Annotated in this window: 14 protein-coding genes and 1 pseudogene; 5 read left to right on the top strand and 10 right to left on the bottom strand. The window is 47.7% G+C overall.

What is annotated here, in order from left to right:
- Positions 1-76: 76 nt before the first annotated feature.
- From BLR64_RS10625 to BLR64_RS10655, 7 genes and pseudogenes are all read right to left on the bottom strand, one after another.
- Entirely contained in the window at positions 77-1,126 is a 1,050-nt protein-coding gene (locus tag BLR64_RS10625) for a LacI family DNA-binding transcriptional regulator (RefSeq protein WP_090714089.1), read from the bottom strand.
- 408 nt (positions 1,127-1,534) lie between these two features.
- Positions 1,535-1,681, bottom strand: coding sequence for a hypothetical protein (locus tag BLR64_RS30280; protein WP_167360647.1), 147 nt, complete (start codon positions 1,679-1,681; stop codon positions 1,535-1,537).
- Between the two features lie 24 nt (positions 1,682-1,705).
- Positions 1,706-4,009, bottom strand: a complete 2,304-nt coding sequence (locus BLR64_RS10630) for an amylo-alpha-1,6-glucosidase (protein WP_090714090.1) — start codon at positions 4,007-4,009, stop codon at positions 1,706-1,708.
- 31 nt (positions 4,010-4,040) lie between these two features.
- Positions 4,041-5,897, bottom strand: a complete 1,857-nt coding sequence (locus tag BLR64_RS10635; RefSeq protein ID WP_090714091.1) for a glycoside hydrolase family 13 protein — start codon at positions 5,895-5,897, stop codon at positions 4,041-4,043.
- A gap of 113 nt (positions 5,898-6,010) precedes the next feature.
- Positions 6,011-6,778, bottom strand: a pseudogene (locus tag BLR64_RS10640) (nucleotidyltransferase domain-containing protein).
- A 318-nt stretch (positions 6,779-7,096) separates the two neighbouring features.
- Positions 7,097-7,606: a DinB family protein gene (locus tag BLR64_RS10645; protein WP_090714092.1), complete on the bottom strand. Its 510-nt coding sequence runs from the start codon at positions 7,604-7,606 to the stop codon at positions 7,097-7,099.
- Between the two features lie 918 nt (positions 7,607-8,524).
- Positions 8,525-9,052 carry a hypothetical protein gene (locus BLR64_RS10655; protein ID WP_090714094.1) on the bottom strand — a complete coding sequence of 176 codons (528 nt, stop codon included), beginning with the start codon at positions 9,050-9,052 and terminating at the stop codon, positions 8,525-8,527.
- A gap of 316 nt (positions 9,053-9,368) precedes the next feature.
- Here BLR64_RS10655 and BLR64_RS10660 point away from each other — a divergent pair, with 316 nt between their 5' ends.
- Positions 9,369-10,418, top strand: a complete 1,050-nt coding sequence (locus tag BLR64_RS10660; protein WP_090714095.1) for an ArsR/SmtB family transcription factor — start codon at positions 9,369-9,371, stop codon at positions 10,416-10,418.
- 151 nt (positions 10,419-10,569) lie between these two features.
- Entirely contained in the window at positions 10,570-12,207 is a 1,638-nt protein-coding gene (locus BLR64_RS10665) for an ABC transporter ATP-binding protein (RefSeq protein WP_090714096.1), read from the top strand.
- A gap of 179 nt (positions 12,208-12,386) precedes the next feature.
- On the opposite strand, the gene BLR64_RS10670 is transcribed toward BLR64_RS10665, so the two are convergent.
- From BLR64_RS10670 to BLR64_RS10680, 3 genes are read right to left on the bottom strand one after another with little or no spacing between them, the layout of a single operon-like run.
- The gene (locus tag BLR64_RS10670; RefSeq protein ID WP_090714097.1) at positions 12,387-12,950 is read right to left on the bottom strand and encodes a 5' nucleotidase, NT5C type; all 564 of its coding nucleotides are present in this window, start codon (positions 12,948-12,950) and stop codon (positions 12,387-12,389) included.
- A 26-nt stretch (positions 12,951-12,976) separates the two neighbouring features.
- Positions 12,977-13,789: a GNAT family N-acetyltransferase gene (locus tag BLR64_RS10675; protein WP_090714098.1), complete on the bottom strand. Its 813-nt coding sequence runs from the start codon at positions 13,787-13,789 to the stop codon at positions 12,977-12,979.
- 19 nt (positions 13,790-13,808) lie between these two features.
- On the bottom strand, positions 13,809-14,294 hold the full coding sequence (locus tag BLR64_RS10680; protein WP_090714099.1) for a GNAT family N-acetyltransferase: 486 nt from the start codon (positions 14,292-14,294) through the stop codon (positions 13,809-13,811).
- A gap of 130 nt (positions 14,295-14,424) precedes the next feature.
- Here BLR64_RS10680 and BLR64_RS10685 point away from each other — a divergent pair, with 130 nt between their 5' ends.
- The 3 genes from BLR64_RS10685 (at position 14,425) to BLR64_RS10695 (ending at position 17,048) form a co-directional block, all read left to right on the top strand.
- Positions 14,425-15,012, top strand: coding sequence for a P-loop nucleotide/nucleoside kinase family protein (locus tag BLR64_RS10685; RefSeq protein ID WP_090714100.1), 588 nt, complete (start codon positions 14,425-14,427; stop codon positions 15,010-15,012).
- 438 nt (positions 15,013-15,450) lie between these two features.
- Positions 15,451-16,269 (top strand): glycosyltransferase family 61 protein, encoded by an 819-nt coding sequence (locus BLR64_RS30775; RefSeq protein ID WP_279615461.1) that lies wholly within the window; start codon positions 15,451-15,453, stop codon positions 16,267-16,269.
- A gap of 140 nt (positions 16,270-16,409) precedes the next feature.
- Positions 16,410-17,048 (top strand): nitroreductase family protein, encoded by a 639-nt coding sequence (locus BLR64_RS10695; protein ID WP_090714102.1) that lies wholly within the window; start codon positions 16,410-16,412, stop codon positions 17,046-17,048.
- Positions 17,049-17,110 lie beyond the last annotated feature (62 nt).

The raw sequence follows: 17,110 nt of genomic DNA on the forward strand, positions 1-17,110 counted from the left end.
GGATAACGATTTTCGTAAGCCTAATAAACCTATCAAGCCTGATCAGCACTGTTTCTCTTGCTCAGTAAAGCAAACTTTATGCACTCTCTCCAGGTCTCAACACTGCCGGCAGCCACAGTTTGCCTGGCTCACCAGCGGACCCTTGTTCCAGCTGCTTCAGGATGCAGCGAACTGCCTCTTCTCCCATACGTACATACGGAATTTCAACGCAGCTAAGCCGGGGAACACTCAGGCGGTCACCCTGGATAGTATTATCCGCAGCCATAACCTTCAGCGTATCACCTATGATTAGATTGAGCTGACGTGCAGCACGGTAGAGGTCGGGAATTGTACTTGACCAGTTTACCAGCACCGGCGGCAATGTGTTGCCGGACTGCGCCTGAAGCCCGGTCAGCCAGCTGATCCAGCCTTGGGCGCCCTCTAATTCATCCATCCGCCGGATCTGCGGATGATAGCCATGGCTGCTGCACCAATCTTTATAGGCATTGCGGCGGTTTTTCTCGGACCAGTTGATCCGTCTTCCGTCTGTCCCGTGATGTACCTCCGCATAGACCGGCCCCGACTGACACGCTGCTTCCTCCCTGCAGAGATAATCCAGTGCTGTAAGAACACTGCCTCTATAGTCTGCCAGCACAGAGTAGACTCCTTCTGTCTCTGCGTATCCTTCGACGGAAACGTAGGGAACACCGGCGTCATGCACTTTAGATGCCCAGTCTGCACTGCGGTAGCTGGTATTGTCCAACGTTACAATCCCGTCTATCTTGCGCTGGTGATACAGGTCCAGCAGCGCACTCCTGGCTTCACCCGGCCTTCGTTCCCCCGGTGAGCAGAGCAGAATGTGGTATCCGCGTGCTTCGCATTCCCGCTGCATCCCTTCAAGCAGCCGCATAAACAGCGGATGTCCGGTGTCTCCGAATGCAGCCAGCGTCATGCTGCGGCCGGTCTTCATGCTGCGTGCCTGGGCATCCACATGATAGTTCAGCTCTGCAATCGCGTTCAGCACCGCCTCCCGGGTCTGGGCGCTTACCCCGATCCCCGGTGTATCATTCAGCACAGCGGACACAAGGCTGCGGGATACGCCCGCCAGCTTGGCTACATCGTGGCTGGTCACTCTTTTTTTGCTCATATCAGCACCTCGGCAAAAGTATAACACGTGTTATTAGATGTGCATAGACCCCATTTCTGCGTTGCGGGAGCCCACTTAGCGGTAGGTGAGCCTATGGGCTGGTAGCCGGGCTGGAATCAAAGGGATAAATCCCTTTGATTCAGCCTTTCCACCCCAAACTGGGCCTTTTTAATGGGAAAAATCCCCTTATTCAAGCTCGGTCACCCCATACTGAGCCACTTTAATGGGAAAAATCCCACTATTCCAGCCCTTTCACCCCAAACTAGGCCTCATTAATGGGAAATATCCCCTTATTCAAGCTCGGTCACCCCATACTGAGCCACTTTAATGGGAAATATCCCACTATTCCAGCACTTTCACCCCAAACTGAGCCTCTTTAATGGGATAAATCCCACTATTTCAACCTTTTCACCCCAAGCTGGACCTCATTAATGGGAAAAATCCCTTTATATCAGCATTTTCACCCCAGGCAAGCCAATATAAAGGGATATTTCCCTCTATGTCTCCAAGCAGGCATACCGGCTCAACATTATTGAGCGCTTCCAGCGCCTCCATCACTTACCCTGCCCACAAATATATTTACTCCTCTGACTTTCCATCCAACGCAGCTGTCTCTCTCTCCAACGCGGCTGTCTTTCCGTCCGCCGCAACTGTCCGCCGCTCCATTACGAGATGTTCCGATAAAGCCAGCGGCTCCGCAAACTGTATTCCATCAAAGATCCGGCCGCTTTGAAGCTGCCGCGCGGCTCTGTCAGCAGACACATCCGCTGCCCATTGTCCTGCCAGCTGCCCGTTCCCGTCCAGCAGCTCGGCCATCAGCTTCTCCCCGGCAATCTTAATCCGCAGCTCAGTGCCGTCAGCCACCGGTATTTGCACTGGCTCAAACGGCACGATATCGACGACGGCGGCCAGCTCTACTCCTGCAAAACGATAAACGTACAGCTGCTCACTGCCAGCGGCAGCAAAATCCGCCTCTATGGCACCTTCCCCCGCCTTCACCCGAACCTGCACATCGGTCAGCTCCTGCGGCATCCGCGGGGCAAGCGTAACCTTCCCAAGAATCAGATCCGGGCGGATTCCCAGGAAATATTGATACCATACCCGCAGCTGCTCCGAGTTTGACCAGGCCTGCAGGTAAGCGCCGGTCAGCTTCGCGCGGCTTGCTCCCTCCTGCGGATAAGCATCCTGATTTTCGCTGAGTCCGCCAACTACACCAAGCTCCAGAGCCTGCCGGTTCATATTGCTGAACAGCTCATAGGCCGTCTCCTCCTGACCGGCTTCGATCATCCGCTGCATGGCAATGCCGTTCAGCCAGGTCCATAAGGTACCGTTATGATAGGCTTCGTCCTTATGATACTGCTCCGTCAGATGGAACGGATGAAAGAACGGGTGACGCCGGTCCAGTGAGGCCGTGCCCCAAGGATAAACCAGCTCCTCCCATGCCGTGCGGACAGCCGTATCCTTGAATTCCCGGTCATCGAACAGGTCAAAGGCAAACAGCTGATTCGGGCGCAGCGAGAATTCCGGCACGCCATCCTTATCCAGACGGTCAGCCAGATACGGATACGCCGGATCACGGAAATCGGCAGCAAAATTCTTTTGCAGCCTGTCAGCCACACGTCCCCACTGCTCCGCTTTCTCCTGATCCTGCATATAATCGGCAAAATAAACCCCTGCCCGCAGCTGGCCGTACCACAACGCCTGAATATCATTGGCCCGGGTATCACGCGGAGAGTATGATTTCAGCTCAGCATCCCGCGCATCCATCCATGTCTCATTGTCATCATGGGTAAGATAGCCCTTATCGTCCACCCAATGCCGGAGCGAGCCCTCGATACTGCTGCACACGGCCGGATACAGCTGTTCAATAAGCGCAGTGTCTCCGGAATATTTTACATAATCCTGCAATTGGATGATAAACCGCGGTGTGCCGTCTGTAGTGTGGTAATCGATGTTTTCAGGAGCCAGAATGTTCGGGACCCGCCCATAATATTTGGAAGCCGCATCCCTGTTCTGATATTCCGCAAAAGACAGAAGAATCTGCCTCGCCGTTTCGAACTGGCCGCTGACCAGCACTGCACCTGGCATTGCTATAAACTGGTCACGCCCCCAATACTCGTTGAACCACGGAAGTCCGGCATAAATCCCCTCGCCCTGCTGTCTGGTCACCAGCTGATCCATCGTCAGACTGATCCAGTTCAGTGCTAGAGTCAGCTCCTCATTGCTGCTGCGCAGGTAAACATTATTCTGCAAAAATGCCGCCAAACGCCGGACACGCTCTCCTTTTAATGCGTCAGCCTGCCGCTCTGTATCCTCTATCAGCTTGACTGCTTCTTCAGCCGTCCGGGCACAAGCGATGAAAAAGCCTCCCGCCGCAGCCGTTGTCAGAAAGACACCGCCCTTTTCACTAACCGGCTGATCTTTTCCGGGACGCAGGGCAACGATCCAATCCCCCTCCATCGCTTTGAACAATGCCGTTTTCCCGTCAAGCTTCAGATATTCCAGCGCTTCTCCCTTTAAGGAGATGCCTATCTCAGTTCTTGCCCCTGTAACAATGACCTCCAGTACATTCCGGTAATCGAACAGCCACAGCTCCTCTGTCAATCTGCCATGGGCGCGGACCATTGAATAGGGACTAACTGTAACTTCAGCCCGTTCATTATCGAGCAGCCGCCCGTCTGCATATAAAGTGTATCCGCCGAAAATCCGGTTTTTTGCCACATTCATCCCCTCAAAATAAGCATGCTCGGGATGATCATTCAGATGGGATTGCGTGTAATAATAGGCAGCTTCTTTATTGGTAAAAGAGACGGCACGGTTGTCCTCACGGCTGACCCTTATCTTCATTTGCTCCAAAAGCTCTGGTACAATATCGACTGTCATAGCATCTGCCTCCAACTGATATTCAACTTGCCTACTCCCCGTCTGCCAGCAGCAGGAAGGAATATGGCTCCATACGGATTTCCGAAGCGGTTGCCAGCTCCAGGCCGTTATACAAATCTGTTAACCTGCGGTTTTGCAGCTCATATGGCAGCTTAACAACAGCAGCATCGGCCGAGTTGTGAAGCAGCACGTACAGGGTAGCGCCGCCGGCGGATTTTTTATAAACCACTGTTTCTTCGCTTTCCCCGGCAGACAGCCATTCCAAATCAATCTCTTTGAAAAGCGGGTTCTGCCGCCGTAGTCCGATCAGTCTGCGTACGGTATCATACAGATCCTGATTTTGCTCCTCCGGGTTCCAGGGCATACACTGCCGGTTATGATGCTCGTCACCGCTAAGCCCGACTTCCCCGCCATAGTAAATACTCGGAGAACCGCCGTACGTCAGCTGAAAAACATAAGTCAGCTTGACCAGCTCCGTGTTGTCTCCGCAAAAATGCAGAATCCGCGCCGTGTCATGGCTGTCCAGCGGATTGAACATATTGCGGGCTACATGCTTGGGATAGCTGACGAGCAGCTGGTTGATGGCATACTGGAAATCCTCGGCAGTATACTGTTCTTCCGCCGGGACATTTGTCCCGAAGAAACGGGTAACCGGCCAGGTGAATTCATAATTCATCACCGCATCGAACTGGTCGCCCTGCAGCCACGGATTGGAATACAGCCAGTTTTCCCCGAGGATATAGATATCACTGCGGATAGCCTTGATTCTTTTGCGGAATTCCCGCCAGAAATCATGGGATACCTCATTAGCCACATCGAGCCTCCAGCCGTCAATGTGATAACGCTCCGTCCAGTAGACGGCTGCACTGATCAGATACTCACGCGCAGCCGGATTTCCGGTATTCCATTTCGGCATCATCTCTGTATAGGCAAAGGTGCGGTAATTCAGGTGCTCTCCGAAATAATAGCCTTCCCTGGCGGCCAGCTCCGTGTCCGGAACAATCTCCTTATCTCCATCCAGTATATAAAAATAGTCATAAAATGGCGAACGTCGGCCATGCTTCAGTACATCCTGCCAGAACGGATGCTCATACCCGCAGTGATTGAATACCGCATCCAGCATCACGCGAATGCCCCGCTTGTGCGCTTCCTCCACCATTCTACCGAACGTTTCATTGTCGCCGAAGCTCGGATCAATCTTGAAATAGTCTCTTGTATCATACTTGTGGGAGCTCGGTGAATCAAACAGGGGGGTAAAATAGATTCCCGTGCAGCCGAGATCGCGGATATAGTCAAGCTTTTCGCTGATTCCCTGCAGATTACCGCCAAACTTTTTACCGTTGCCGTCAAGCTGGTCACTGCCCCATTCCAGAATTTCTTCAGAAGGAGCAGCAGCGGCACTTCGGTTGAACCGGTCGGGAAAAATCTGATACCACACAGTATCGGGAACCCATTCCGGCGCTGCATACAGGTCCTCCTCCAAAATGTACGGATAATTATAATAGTTCGTATAATCCTTAGGCGGAGTCCAGTCCCGCTCAAGCGTCGTAAAACGCTGGCAGCCTGCGAAGCAGCACTCCTTGCCGTCATCCAGCACAAAAGCATATTTAATTCTTCTCCAGTTAAACCCGGTAAGCTCGGCAAACCAGCAGTCATGATAACGGGTAACATATTCCTTTTTCATCTCAACCCGCTGCATCATATCAACGGCAAATGCATAGACATGCGAATCTTTGGATACCGGCTTCCAGTTGAACGGGTCCATCGCCAGTACAGTGACTGACTTCAAGTCGTCTTTTTTGGTCTTGATGCGGATATGCAGTGTTTCAGTATCGTAGGCGTACGAGAAAGGCCCCTTGGGCTCATGATAAAAGGATGCTAAATCCATGCGGTACACTCCTTTAAAAGGGATTATAACTTAACTTATACGTTTAAGTTATGTAAGTATATCGCTCACTCAAAGAGTCTGTCAATCAGCTTTCTGTTCGAGGGAAAATACAATTATCCGAAGGAAGTTCTGGAAGCAGCCATAGTATTTAAGGCGTTCTCAAAATAGCTATATACTTCATCTGCAATCCCCAAAAACTCTTCAACAAGTACATTACTATCCAAGTAACAAGCATACAGATAATCAACTAAAGCGGAGTCAATCTCACAATAGTTTAATATGTCATTCTTCATCTTATAAATATCATCTTGCCATACACCCGTATCCTCTAAAATCAAAGAGTATAATGCACGAATTAATCTCTTAGAGTAACCTTTAATATATCTAGTTTTCAATGTGTTATCACTAGCATTAGAAAGTAAATTATGTATACGATCTACTTCCTCCTTGGTCTCGGTATTCAAGTCTAAAATGAACGCTGGAGAAATAATTATCGGTGGTACTTCTTCACCAACGTCAAGACCATATATGCAAACACAAATGATCTTTACTCAAAAACCCCACTCATTCGGTTTACTTAATACATCGTCAATCGAGCAAATTATCGTATCAATTTTAGTTACTACTGGATATTCTTCCAAAAGCCTGTCTTTAATAGTTGACAATCTTTCGTATTCAATATCTTTCGGATTTACACATACAATAGTAAAGTCTGCATCTGACTTAAAAGGTTTAGCAGTTCCTTTTGGAATCGAGCCGCACATATAAATGCTATGAATCTTACCTTTAAATTCGGCAAGTATAGTATTTGTATACTTATCAACTAAATCCTTATATTCACTTTGTATTGAAATTCTGTTTATAACTTTTTCTAATATCATATAGACTCCTCCTAAACTAAGAGCATCTTTCGGCTAACGTCTTTTTTGCGAACTTCGTACATTCGTCATGACTTAAGTTATTCGCGAAATCATTCAACTATCCTGCCCTTAGATGAACAAAAGCAACCGATCGACGTGATCAGCTGCTTTGGTGATTTCATTGGGTTAACGTTTTGTAAGAGATTATTATTTACTATTCATTCATTTTCAGATAAAACTCCAGTCGGCAACCAAACGCCGCTGTTTTTTCAACCCGTCTTGTCCTCTCTTCATATCAGTCTATGAACTGGGTGGAAGGGTCCTATAAAGTAAGGACGACTAACTCAGGTAACGATCTCGGATGACCCCCATGTGATGAAGTTCGTGTCCTGCGATGCCGTAAGCGAGGGCGCGCGCAGTAATTCTTACGTTGTTGGCTGTGCCCTTGCGAGACCAAGCTTCCGTCGGCAACCCTCGCAGCAGTGTGATCGTCGATTGCCGTACCGCCCGGTAGTCTTCGGCCAATTGCGCAGTTGTCCAGCTCCCGAAAGGAGGAATGAACAATTCCTGGTCGAAACTGGACAGAGGTGTCTGATCCCCTCTTGCAAATCGGAGCAGGCGGTATGTCATGACGCGTTCACTGTCTGTGATGTGGCCCACGACTTCTTTCAGCGTCCATTTTCCTTCCTCATACCGATACGCGCTCTGGCTTTCGGTCAACGATGCCAGCAGCTCGGTCATTTGCTTTTCTTGGGCGAGCAATATGTCGATGATGCTGCCTTCCGGTACCAACCGGATATACTCGCTGACGTCCCCGGCGTATTCTTCTTCAGACGGTCTTTGGTTCATGCGTAATCACCTTTCCATGAAGATATAGATAATTAAAATGCTCGTTCCAATGTTCTACCGCGATTTTTTTACGAAATTCGTAACTTTGGCATGTCTTATGAATTCGCGACAGAAAAGGACTTTCCTTCCAACTATAGAGAGTAAGCAACTAATTTGTTGATTGGCCGCCACGCTATCCTGCCCGTTAGTTGAACGTAAAATTTAAATATGGCTCATCATTAATCAGTGATAGCTCCATCTCCTTCAGGTATTCTAGCTGTTGTTCCGTTAATTGGCTCTTATCAGCATAGATGGAGTGATACGTAAAAGAATATAGGTGTCTGAGTTGAATAAAGTAATCAATATCCTGAGTGAAGTTCGTATCTGGGTTCCCCCGAACATATCCCTCCATAAATTCTTCATATAACGTCTTATGAAATCGTTTCTTTCGTTCTTTATTATTGCTTGTGTAGTGTGGTAAATTACAATCGCTAAATCATAAGCGTACCAATGATAATCGCTGTCTCCGAGATAACTCCCCTCGAAAGAAGGAAATCCAACCATTCCGATTCAGCTAATGATTTCAGTTCACGAACAACACAATCTTACAAAATCTTAACAGTTATTGTATCCGCCTATTAGTTTGTAGTCCGATTGGTCTAAATCCAATAGAGATAATACTTCCTCTATTAGATCTTGTCCCATCTCCCCCCAGTAATATCCAATGTAACGATCCAGTCATCCTAAATATTATTCAACTTTTGTTACTTCAATGGAACAGGGAGCAACGCTGCGGTAGCCTGCTCCCTGTTCTGGTTGAACTATAGTTTCCCCTTAGCGTAATGATGTTAGATTCGATCCGAGGGCCGAATGGTTCGAAGCGTAAATGTGGTGTTATATTAAGTCCCCCGACTTCTTGAGTTGCTCTCAAAATTGATTCTAGTTCTTAGTTAATTTATTAAATAAAGTCTTAGAAAGTCTCAGTTGTTCCTCCAAGACAAATAAATCTCCCCCTACTTCTTCACGATCCTTCAAATCCAAAACAAGTGTTTCAGATAACTTATATACACTTGTAAATACTTCATTGAACCTGCAATAAATATTCTTGGATATTAGTTTTCCTTCCTTTGAAAATATTGAATGAATTATGTTTTTGTGATTCTTAACATTCCTTTGAATTAATTTTATTGATAAAACTTCATTGTCAACTAATTCAAATGTTATGAAGTTATTTGTATCAGGATAAAAATATACATGACGTTCCGATATTGTATTACTTTTTGAAATTAGTAACCTCAATTCTTTCAACATAAATCTCAAAGTTGTAATTGGAAGACCATTGTAATTCCTAGTCGGAAAAGTGAGGTCTGCTGTTTCAATGAAAAATTCAGTCATAAAAGTACTGTGTTCATTAGACAAAAATATGTGACTCTGATCTATTTTGAATTCAAGTGCAGTTAGTTTCACTAAATCACTACTTTCAAATCGTTTATTAGACTCTTGAGGGATTTCAATAATAACATATTTACGAATTTAACTAATAATCCTTACTTAGATTATTCGCGAAGTTATTAAACTAACCTGCCCGTTATCTTAATGCAGCATTGGAAGTCTAAACCTTTATTTTCCTAGTCTAACACTTTATTTTTCAATCCAGAACTTTATTTTCTTTTGACGTTTCTCCGTATCAGTGTCAGTGTCAGACCCGCTACCTTGCCAATCCAATTACACCACAATATAATTAATTAGATGAGTACCAAACCACTGAATTGACGGAGGCGCTATGAAACTGCATATTCATGAACAGCTCGACCCGGTTTTTGAAACGATGGGATTATTATATGTAAGCTATCAGCCGTCTTACCGGAAAATAATGGTCGAAGACCTTGAACAATTTGGCCTGGATGGGGAAGCTTTTTACAACAAGCACCTAAAAATCATGGAAAAATACATCGGCAGCTTCGCCAGACACAGGAAAACGGATGATACCGCCGTATTCTTTTTTAATGATGATACAACAGACTTCTTCTTGCTTCTGCAGGTATTGCTTAGTGAAAATCCGGATTGGCTTACTTCACTGGAAGGCATAGCTGAGACGGCCGTTCAGGATAAAATCCTGAAGACAATTAACGAAATGCAAGCGATGCAAAGTCATTCTCCCCGTGAACTTGAGCTGTCGTCCATTCAGTCTTTGGAGGAAATGATCCGCTTTCTTAATGGCAGTCCGCTGAAGGAAGCTACAAAGTGGAAGCTGATGACGCTACTGCACCAGCCGCGTGAACACCTCCTTTCCCTTATAGAAATTGTAAAAATGAATCTGCCCGCTTTTGAAAAAGCCCGCCGAGAGAATGAGAAGCAGATCAACAAGCTGATACCTGCATACGTTCAGTCCATTCAACGGCAACAGGATGAGCAGTTTATTAAGTTTGTGGACATGTTAGATCATGAGAATCCGGAGGTTTATCCTACCCTCATCCTGCCGCTCGGCCAGATGGTATTATCCGGCAAGCTTTATTACGGGTTATACGTAGATATGCTGCCGATTGCCAGCAAGCAGTATTCTGATTCCAGGGAGCTTTTGCTGCTAAGGATGAAGGCGCTGGCCGATAACAGTAAATTACAAATTCTTGCCTCACTTAAGGTAAGTCCCAAATACAATCTGGAGATTGCCGACCAGCTGGGGCTGACAGCAGCAACGATGTCTCATCATATGAACGTTCTGCTTGCCTGCGGAATGGTCCGGGTCGAGAAAAACAACGGCAGAGTATATTATCATCTCCATACAGAAAACATGCAGGCGCTGATCGAAGATCTTCAACAGTTTCTTTTATAATGGATGAATGACTTCCCGTAACCATAATGCGGGGAGTTTTTTTATACATATAAATTCGATGATAATCTAATATATTTGACTTTATTATAATTTATATGTTATCTTCATCTTACAAATTATACCGAAATCTAATCATGGAGCTGATTTAGAGATGAAACACGCTTTGAACCGCAACAAGGTGCTTCTGGCTGTAACCCTGCTGTTCAGTATGATTGCCGCTGCCGCCGGTGTACTGATTGCTCTTGTTCTGCAAAAAGTAATTGATGCCGCTCTCCAGGGAGATTTGCAGCTTTTCCAGCGTATTCTGCTGGTGTCCATTATCTATGTGCTGATGCTTTGCCTGACCGGCTTCATCCATTCTCTATGCAGTAAGGCTCTTGTCCGTAATGTTACTGTGTCGATCAGGGAACGGATATTCCGAGGTGTGCTCTACAAAAAAACAGCTGACTTCAAAGCGGCCAATACCGCAGACTATCTGTCAGCACTGACCAATGACATCAAGCTGGTTATCGAAAATGTCCTTCAGCCTCTCCTGCATACCTTTCAAAACGCTGTTATTTTTATAGCCTCCCTTATTGTTCTCCTCTCGTTAAGCCCGCTTATTACACTTATTCTCGCGATCGGCATGATTCTGATGTTCACGATCCCTTCGCTGTTCGGAAAGCTGCTGCAGAGCAGGCTCAATGCCGTATCTTCCGAGATGTCCCGGTTCACTGCACAAATTAAAGATCTGCTGGCCGGATATGAAGTGATCAGATCCTTTGGCCTTAAAAAGCAGAGTGAACAGGGATTTCAGCAGGCCAATCAAAATGCCGCCATTGTCAGCTTTGCTGCGGACCGGTTATTTGCTGCTAATGAAAGCATATCCGAGGCATTGGCTATATTAAGTCAGCTTACCGTCATCTTTGTTGCCGCCTACCTGATCATCACCGGTCACATTTCCGCAGGCAGCCTGGTTGCACTGGTCCAGCTAAGCGGCGGACTGGTCGGTCCTGTACTCGTTATCATGCAGAATGTTCCCAAGATCAGAAGCATGAAACCGATACTTGAGCGCATTGAACAGCTCGCTGGCGAAGCAGGACAGCCTTCGGAATCAGAACAGCCTAAACCAGTGTTTGAACATTCTTTAGAAGTGCGCCGGCTCAGCTTTAGCTATCACCAGGGTCAACCCGTCCTCAAGGATATAAATTTCAGGCTGCACAAAGGACAAAAAATCGCCTTAATCGGACCAAGCGGCTGTGGCAAATCAACGCTCGTTAAGCTGCTCAGCGGGTATTACGAAGATTATGACGGTTCTGTCTCTTTGGACGGTACCGAGCAATCAGCGCTAGACAGCGAATCCATGCTTCTTTTAACATCAATGATTCATCAGAATGTATTTCTATTCGACTCAGACATTAAACACAATATCTGTCTGGATGAACCGTTTCCGAAATCGGTGCTGGAAGCGGCACTCCGCAGCAGCAGCCTGTATTCCTACGTCCGGCAGCTGCCGGACGGACTATCCACTGCAGTCGGCGAAAATGGTTCCCGGCTCTCAGGCGGCCAGCGCCAGCGGGTTGCTGTGGCCCGGGCACTGATCCGCAGCAAGCCGATCCTGATTCTGGATGAAGGAACATCTGCAGTTGACAGGCAGACTGCCTATGAGATTGAGAGCAGCCTGCTAGCCCTGCCGGATCTCACGCTAATCACGATTACGCACAATTTGAATGATGAGCTGCTTGAGCAATATGACGAAATTTGGTTTATGGAGGACGGCAGAATTACCGAGAGCGGCAGGCTAAGCTAAATGCGGGATTACGGGGGCAGCTTCAGCCGCTTTTACCAGAGACAAGAACCTGATCTTCAAGTGGCTGACAGCTTGCCAGTCTATTAATCTCTGAATGCAAAAAACTCCTCTATGCCTGAATGTCCGTTGGATAAAGGCAGTCAGACGGAGGAGTTCCTTAGGTTTTTTGGGTCAGCGGATTAACGCTCCATCAGCAGCAGCTCATCAATCCGCTCCTTCGCCCCCTTCCAGGACGTCATCAGCGGAAACGCATACTCCTCCCTTGCTCTTAGATTCCACGGATGCGGGATGCACAGCACTTTTTTGCCTTCCTGAACAGCAGGGAGCAGATTATGCGGCCCGTCGTCGATCAGCAGATCAAAATTAATCAGATGCTTCCGCTTGGCCGTAAAGAAATTTTCGGCCGGAATGAACGGCATATGCTTCTGCAGCCAGTTCCATTTTTCAGTAACGGACTTTGGTGAAGCCGCAGTAACGATTATGACATCATAGGCGTTGTGCAGCTTTTCCATTTCCTCCACCACATGCTCGTCGAACAGCTCCAGCTCCTCATACAGCCCGGGCCTCCCGAAAAAGAGCTCCTGTGTACTGTCGGGGTGGCGTAAATGGTCTGTATTCCAGTCGATCATATCCTCATAGCGGAGGAGATGTGTCGGGAAATCATTATTGTTATGGTAAATAGCCCGTTTGACCAGATGACAGATAGTATCATCCATATCTACGGCGATGACCGGTTTTCTCATAGGCAGCTCCTATTCATGCTTGTATATTAGATTAGACTCCAGATCGAGCGTGTCCAGGCGATCCGGAAGCCTGTCCGCTCCATATTGTTCTGGCTAACCGATCCAAAAGCGGCTTGTGCAGCAACTAACCTGCAGCCTGCTTCATGGGCGGCGTTTAATCTGTGCCGAAGCAGTGCAGTCTGTATGCCGCGGTTGCGGAAATCAGGTGCAGTCGCTGCCAGCGCGCATGAAGCAACGTTACCGCCGATATGCATTGCCGCTACCCCGGCAGGTACATTATCAAGAAGTGCCAGGAACAGCTTCCATCCACTCCTGTTAAGCAATCCGATGTTATTGTTAATAAAATGAGGCTTGGCAGACAGCGGCATGCCTGAGCCGAGACAATGTATTTCAGCATAAGCGTCAAAGTGAGTCTGTTCCCGGATTTCAATAATTTCAATATTGGACGGCGGGGTTGGCGGTTCTGGTAGAGGCAAACCGTATAACACAGAATGAAATGCTGTCTGGCCCAGACCGTTAGCTCTTAACGCTGCGAGCAGTCTGGGACTGCAATGATACGGATCAACATCAACCTGGAAGTCCCGATCCCGTTCACGATAGAACCGGACCCATTCTCCTATCTGATCCTCTTCAGCAGCTGTTAACCCTTTTACCGAATTAAATAGGCTCCAGGGCATAGTCCTTATGTAAAAAGCAGTCGCTTTCCCAAAGCTTCTGATCTCAACACCCTCCGGATTTCCATCCCGTTCCGCAATGGACTCTATTCTGGAAGCGAGGAAATCTATTTCGGATTGCCGGATTTGGGCAGCAAGCTTGTCATTGACAACCGGAAATTGCACGCTCAACGCCTCCCTCTAGCTAATTATGCTTTTCAAGCGCTTTTATATACCAGGCATCACAGGCGAAATGCTCAGATCCGGCCAGCGGCTCTGCGAGCATAGTGAAGCCGTGCTTCTGATAAAACCTGTTCGCTGCCCCCATCGTCTGCAAGGTTTCCAGATAACATTGCTTATAATGCAGAGCGGCAAAATCCAGCGCAGTCTTCAGCAGCTCAGCCGCAATACCGGTTCCTCTGGTGGCGCTGGCAAGATACATCTTTTGCAGCTCACAAACCTCATCCGACTCTGCAAAAGGTGCAATTCCGCAGCCGCCCAGCACCTGACCATTCTCCTCAACAATCCAGTATGCCCGGTTATCAGCAGAGTTGTAATAGCTGTAGAGATCATGCATGCTGTCATCAGCCCAGGCGAGGCCTTCACGGTTGCCGCCAAATTCGATCAGACATTCTCTGATGATTTGTTCAATGAAACGGTTGTCCGTTTTTTCTATCTGTCTAATCTTCATTTGCCCATTGCCTCCATCTTGAACGATTTACTTTTGTAATTATACAAGATAACCGGGCAATGAACTATACTGGTAAAAGGCCAGAATCCGCTTACTGTACACTTATGACAACTATAAAGGAGAATTGATGATGAACAAGCTTGTCTTTTTTCTCGGTCCTGGCGGCGCCGGCAAAACAACCTTGGCCAAAGCCGTGGCTTCCCGCCGTAAGGCGGCGGTACTGGATATGGATATCCTGTTACGCCCTGCCGCCACGGCAATAATGACCATGCACGGACTTGACCCGGATGACCGGGATTCGGACGAATATAAAAAGCTCTGCCGCAATTTGGGTTACCGGATTACTATGGATGCCGCACTCGATAACATCGGACTCTCTGCCGATCTTTATGTCGTTGGACCCTTCACCAAGGAGGCTGCCGATCCGGAATGGATTGAGGCTGAGCTGCAGCGGATCGGCATGACCTTGCAGGAGGTTGAAGTGAAGGTGGTGCTGGTCACCTTGAAGGACGAAGAGCTGTTTCGTGAGCGGATTGCCGGCCGTAACTCTCCGCTCGACGACTGGAAGTTCCGGAACTGGGAGCAGTTCCGCTCCGCCTTCAGCCCCCGAACAATCGCCTGGCCGCTGCCGGAAGGTAAAGTAACGGTCATTGACAACTCGAGTCCTGAGCTTGATGTGACTGCGGGGATAGTGGAACAGTTTATCTACGCAGAATAAGCCGGGTTAACTGAGTGCCGCCTATTTTTTCCGTGTTCGTCCCCGTTAAGCCCGGACCGCATAAAATAACTTCAAGATAACAGGGAGATGGCGGGATGAATAATGGAAGAAATGAGCGGAAAGGCTAACCCGGCAGGCACAAATCGATGTGCATCCGGGTTTTACCAAGACGTATGGGAATGTCATGCTTCGTCTTCCTCCGGAGACGAGATCAGGCTTGGTTCTTTTGATTTTGGCGAAACCGCTGTATATGAAGCCCCCAAAACGGTTAAAACGGAAGTTCACCCGTACTTGAAATCCTATACCCTTCAACCCGAAGGCGGATATATTGCTTACATTCCAAATGGGCGCGTCTGGGGGCCCTCTGGTTCAATCCTGACATCGGAAGATAAACTGATCTACGACCTTTCTCCGGAATACGATGGACACCTTAACAGAATGCTGACAGCGGAGGAACACCCGGCTTTGCACTGCCAGAAAGCCCGGGAGCATTACGACCTTCAGGGGACGGCTGCTGCATTGACCTTTTGCGGGAGTCCTAATTATTTTCATTGGTTATATGATGTGCTGCCGCGTCTGGGTATGCTTAGAATACTAAACATCCCTTTTCAAAACCTCATTATGAACCCGAATCCTTATGGGACTTTCGTAGAGCAGACTTTAACTATGTTTGGAATAGCAGAATCGTCCGTAATTTGCACTGGAGATGACCGGCAAATTCAGGCCGAACTGCTGGTAGCGCCTTCGCTGTTGATGAACTCCCATTACCCGCCTTGGGCCACTTCTACCCTGCGAAAGTTTATGCTGCCGGGACGAGACACCACGCTCCATTCTCCGGGCCGTATTTTTATCTCCCGGAGTAAAGTCTCTTCCCGCCGGATCATCAATGAGAACGAAGTAATCCATTGTCTGGAGTCATACGGCTTCGTTCCTGTACGTATGGAGGATTGGACCGTAGCCCAGCAAATTCAGCTGTTTGCTTCCGCCGAAGCGATTGTTTCGCCGCATGGTGCAGGCTTGTCCAATCTTGCTTTTTGCATGAAGGGAACCGTTGTTGTCGAAATTTTTCATAGACGGCATGTAGTGCCTACTTACTGGATGATCAGCAACCACAACAAACTTGATTACTATATGATGTACGGGCAGGCTGACGAAACGGTACAGGACCGTTTTTCGGGATTTGCGGACTTCTCAGTGGATCTGGATCAGCTGAAGCAAACGCTTGGTTTAACCGGACTGAACAAGCAAAAGATATGAACAGACCATTCGATAGCGCAGATGTAATATCATTCCTATTGCATTCGCAGCGAATCTGAAATATATTGAATATATAAATAGTTGACCCCTCAATTATTGATGGATCAAATAAAAATACAAAATTCAAGGAGAGAACCAGCATGAAAGAATTCCAGCAAACCAATGATTTTAATGAGATCGTATATGGACGCCGGTCCATCAAAACCTATGATCCCTCTGTGAAAATCAGCAGAGAAGAAATGACAGAAATTCTGAAGGAAGCCAGTACGGCTCCCTCGTCTATCAATATGCAGCCATGGCGCTTCCTGGTAATTGACAGTGAAGAAGGCAAGCAAAAGCTCGCTCCCCTCTCGCGTTTCAATAAGGACAAAGTTCTGCAGGCCTCTGCTGTCATTGCAGTCTTTGGCGACATGAACAATTTCGATTACGCAGAAGAAATTTATGGCAAAGCTGTGGAGCTCGGCTATATGCCGCAAGAAGTGAAAGATTATCAGCTGAATGCCTTTAAGCCGCTGTATTCACAAATTAGCGATCAAGATATGCGCGATATTATTCTGCTCGATGCCGGACTGGTGTCCATGCAGCTGATGCTGGTGGCGCGTTCGCACGGGTACGACACGAATCCGATCGGCGGCTATGAGAAGGACCAGATCGCTGAAGCCTTCGGATTGGACAAGCAGCGCTATCTGCCGGTGATGCTGCTTACCATCGGTAAGGCTGCCAGTGAAGGCTTCAATTCTTACCGTCTGCCAGTTGACCAAACAACGGTTTGGGCTTAAGGTAAACATAATCTGCTTACATGAATAACTATTGCAGAAGACGGAGAACAGCTCCGTCTTCT

The organism is Paenibacillus typhae, from assembly GCF_900099765.1.
In the GTDB taxonomy this organism is placed as follows: Bacteria; Bacillota; Bacilli; order Paenibacillales; family Paenibacillaceae; genus Paenibacillus_AQ; species Paenibacillus_AQ typhae.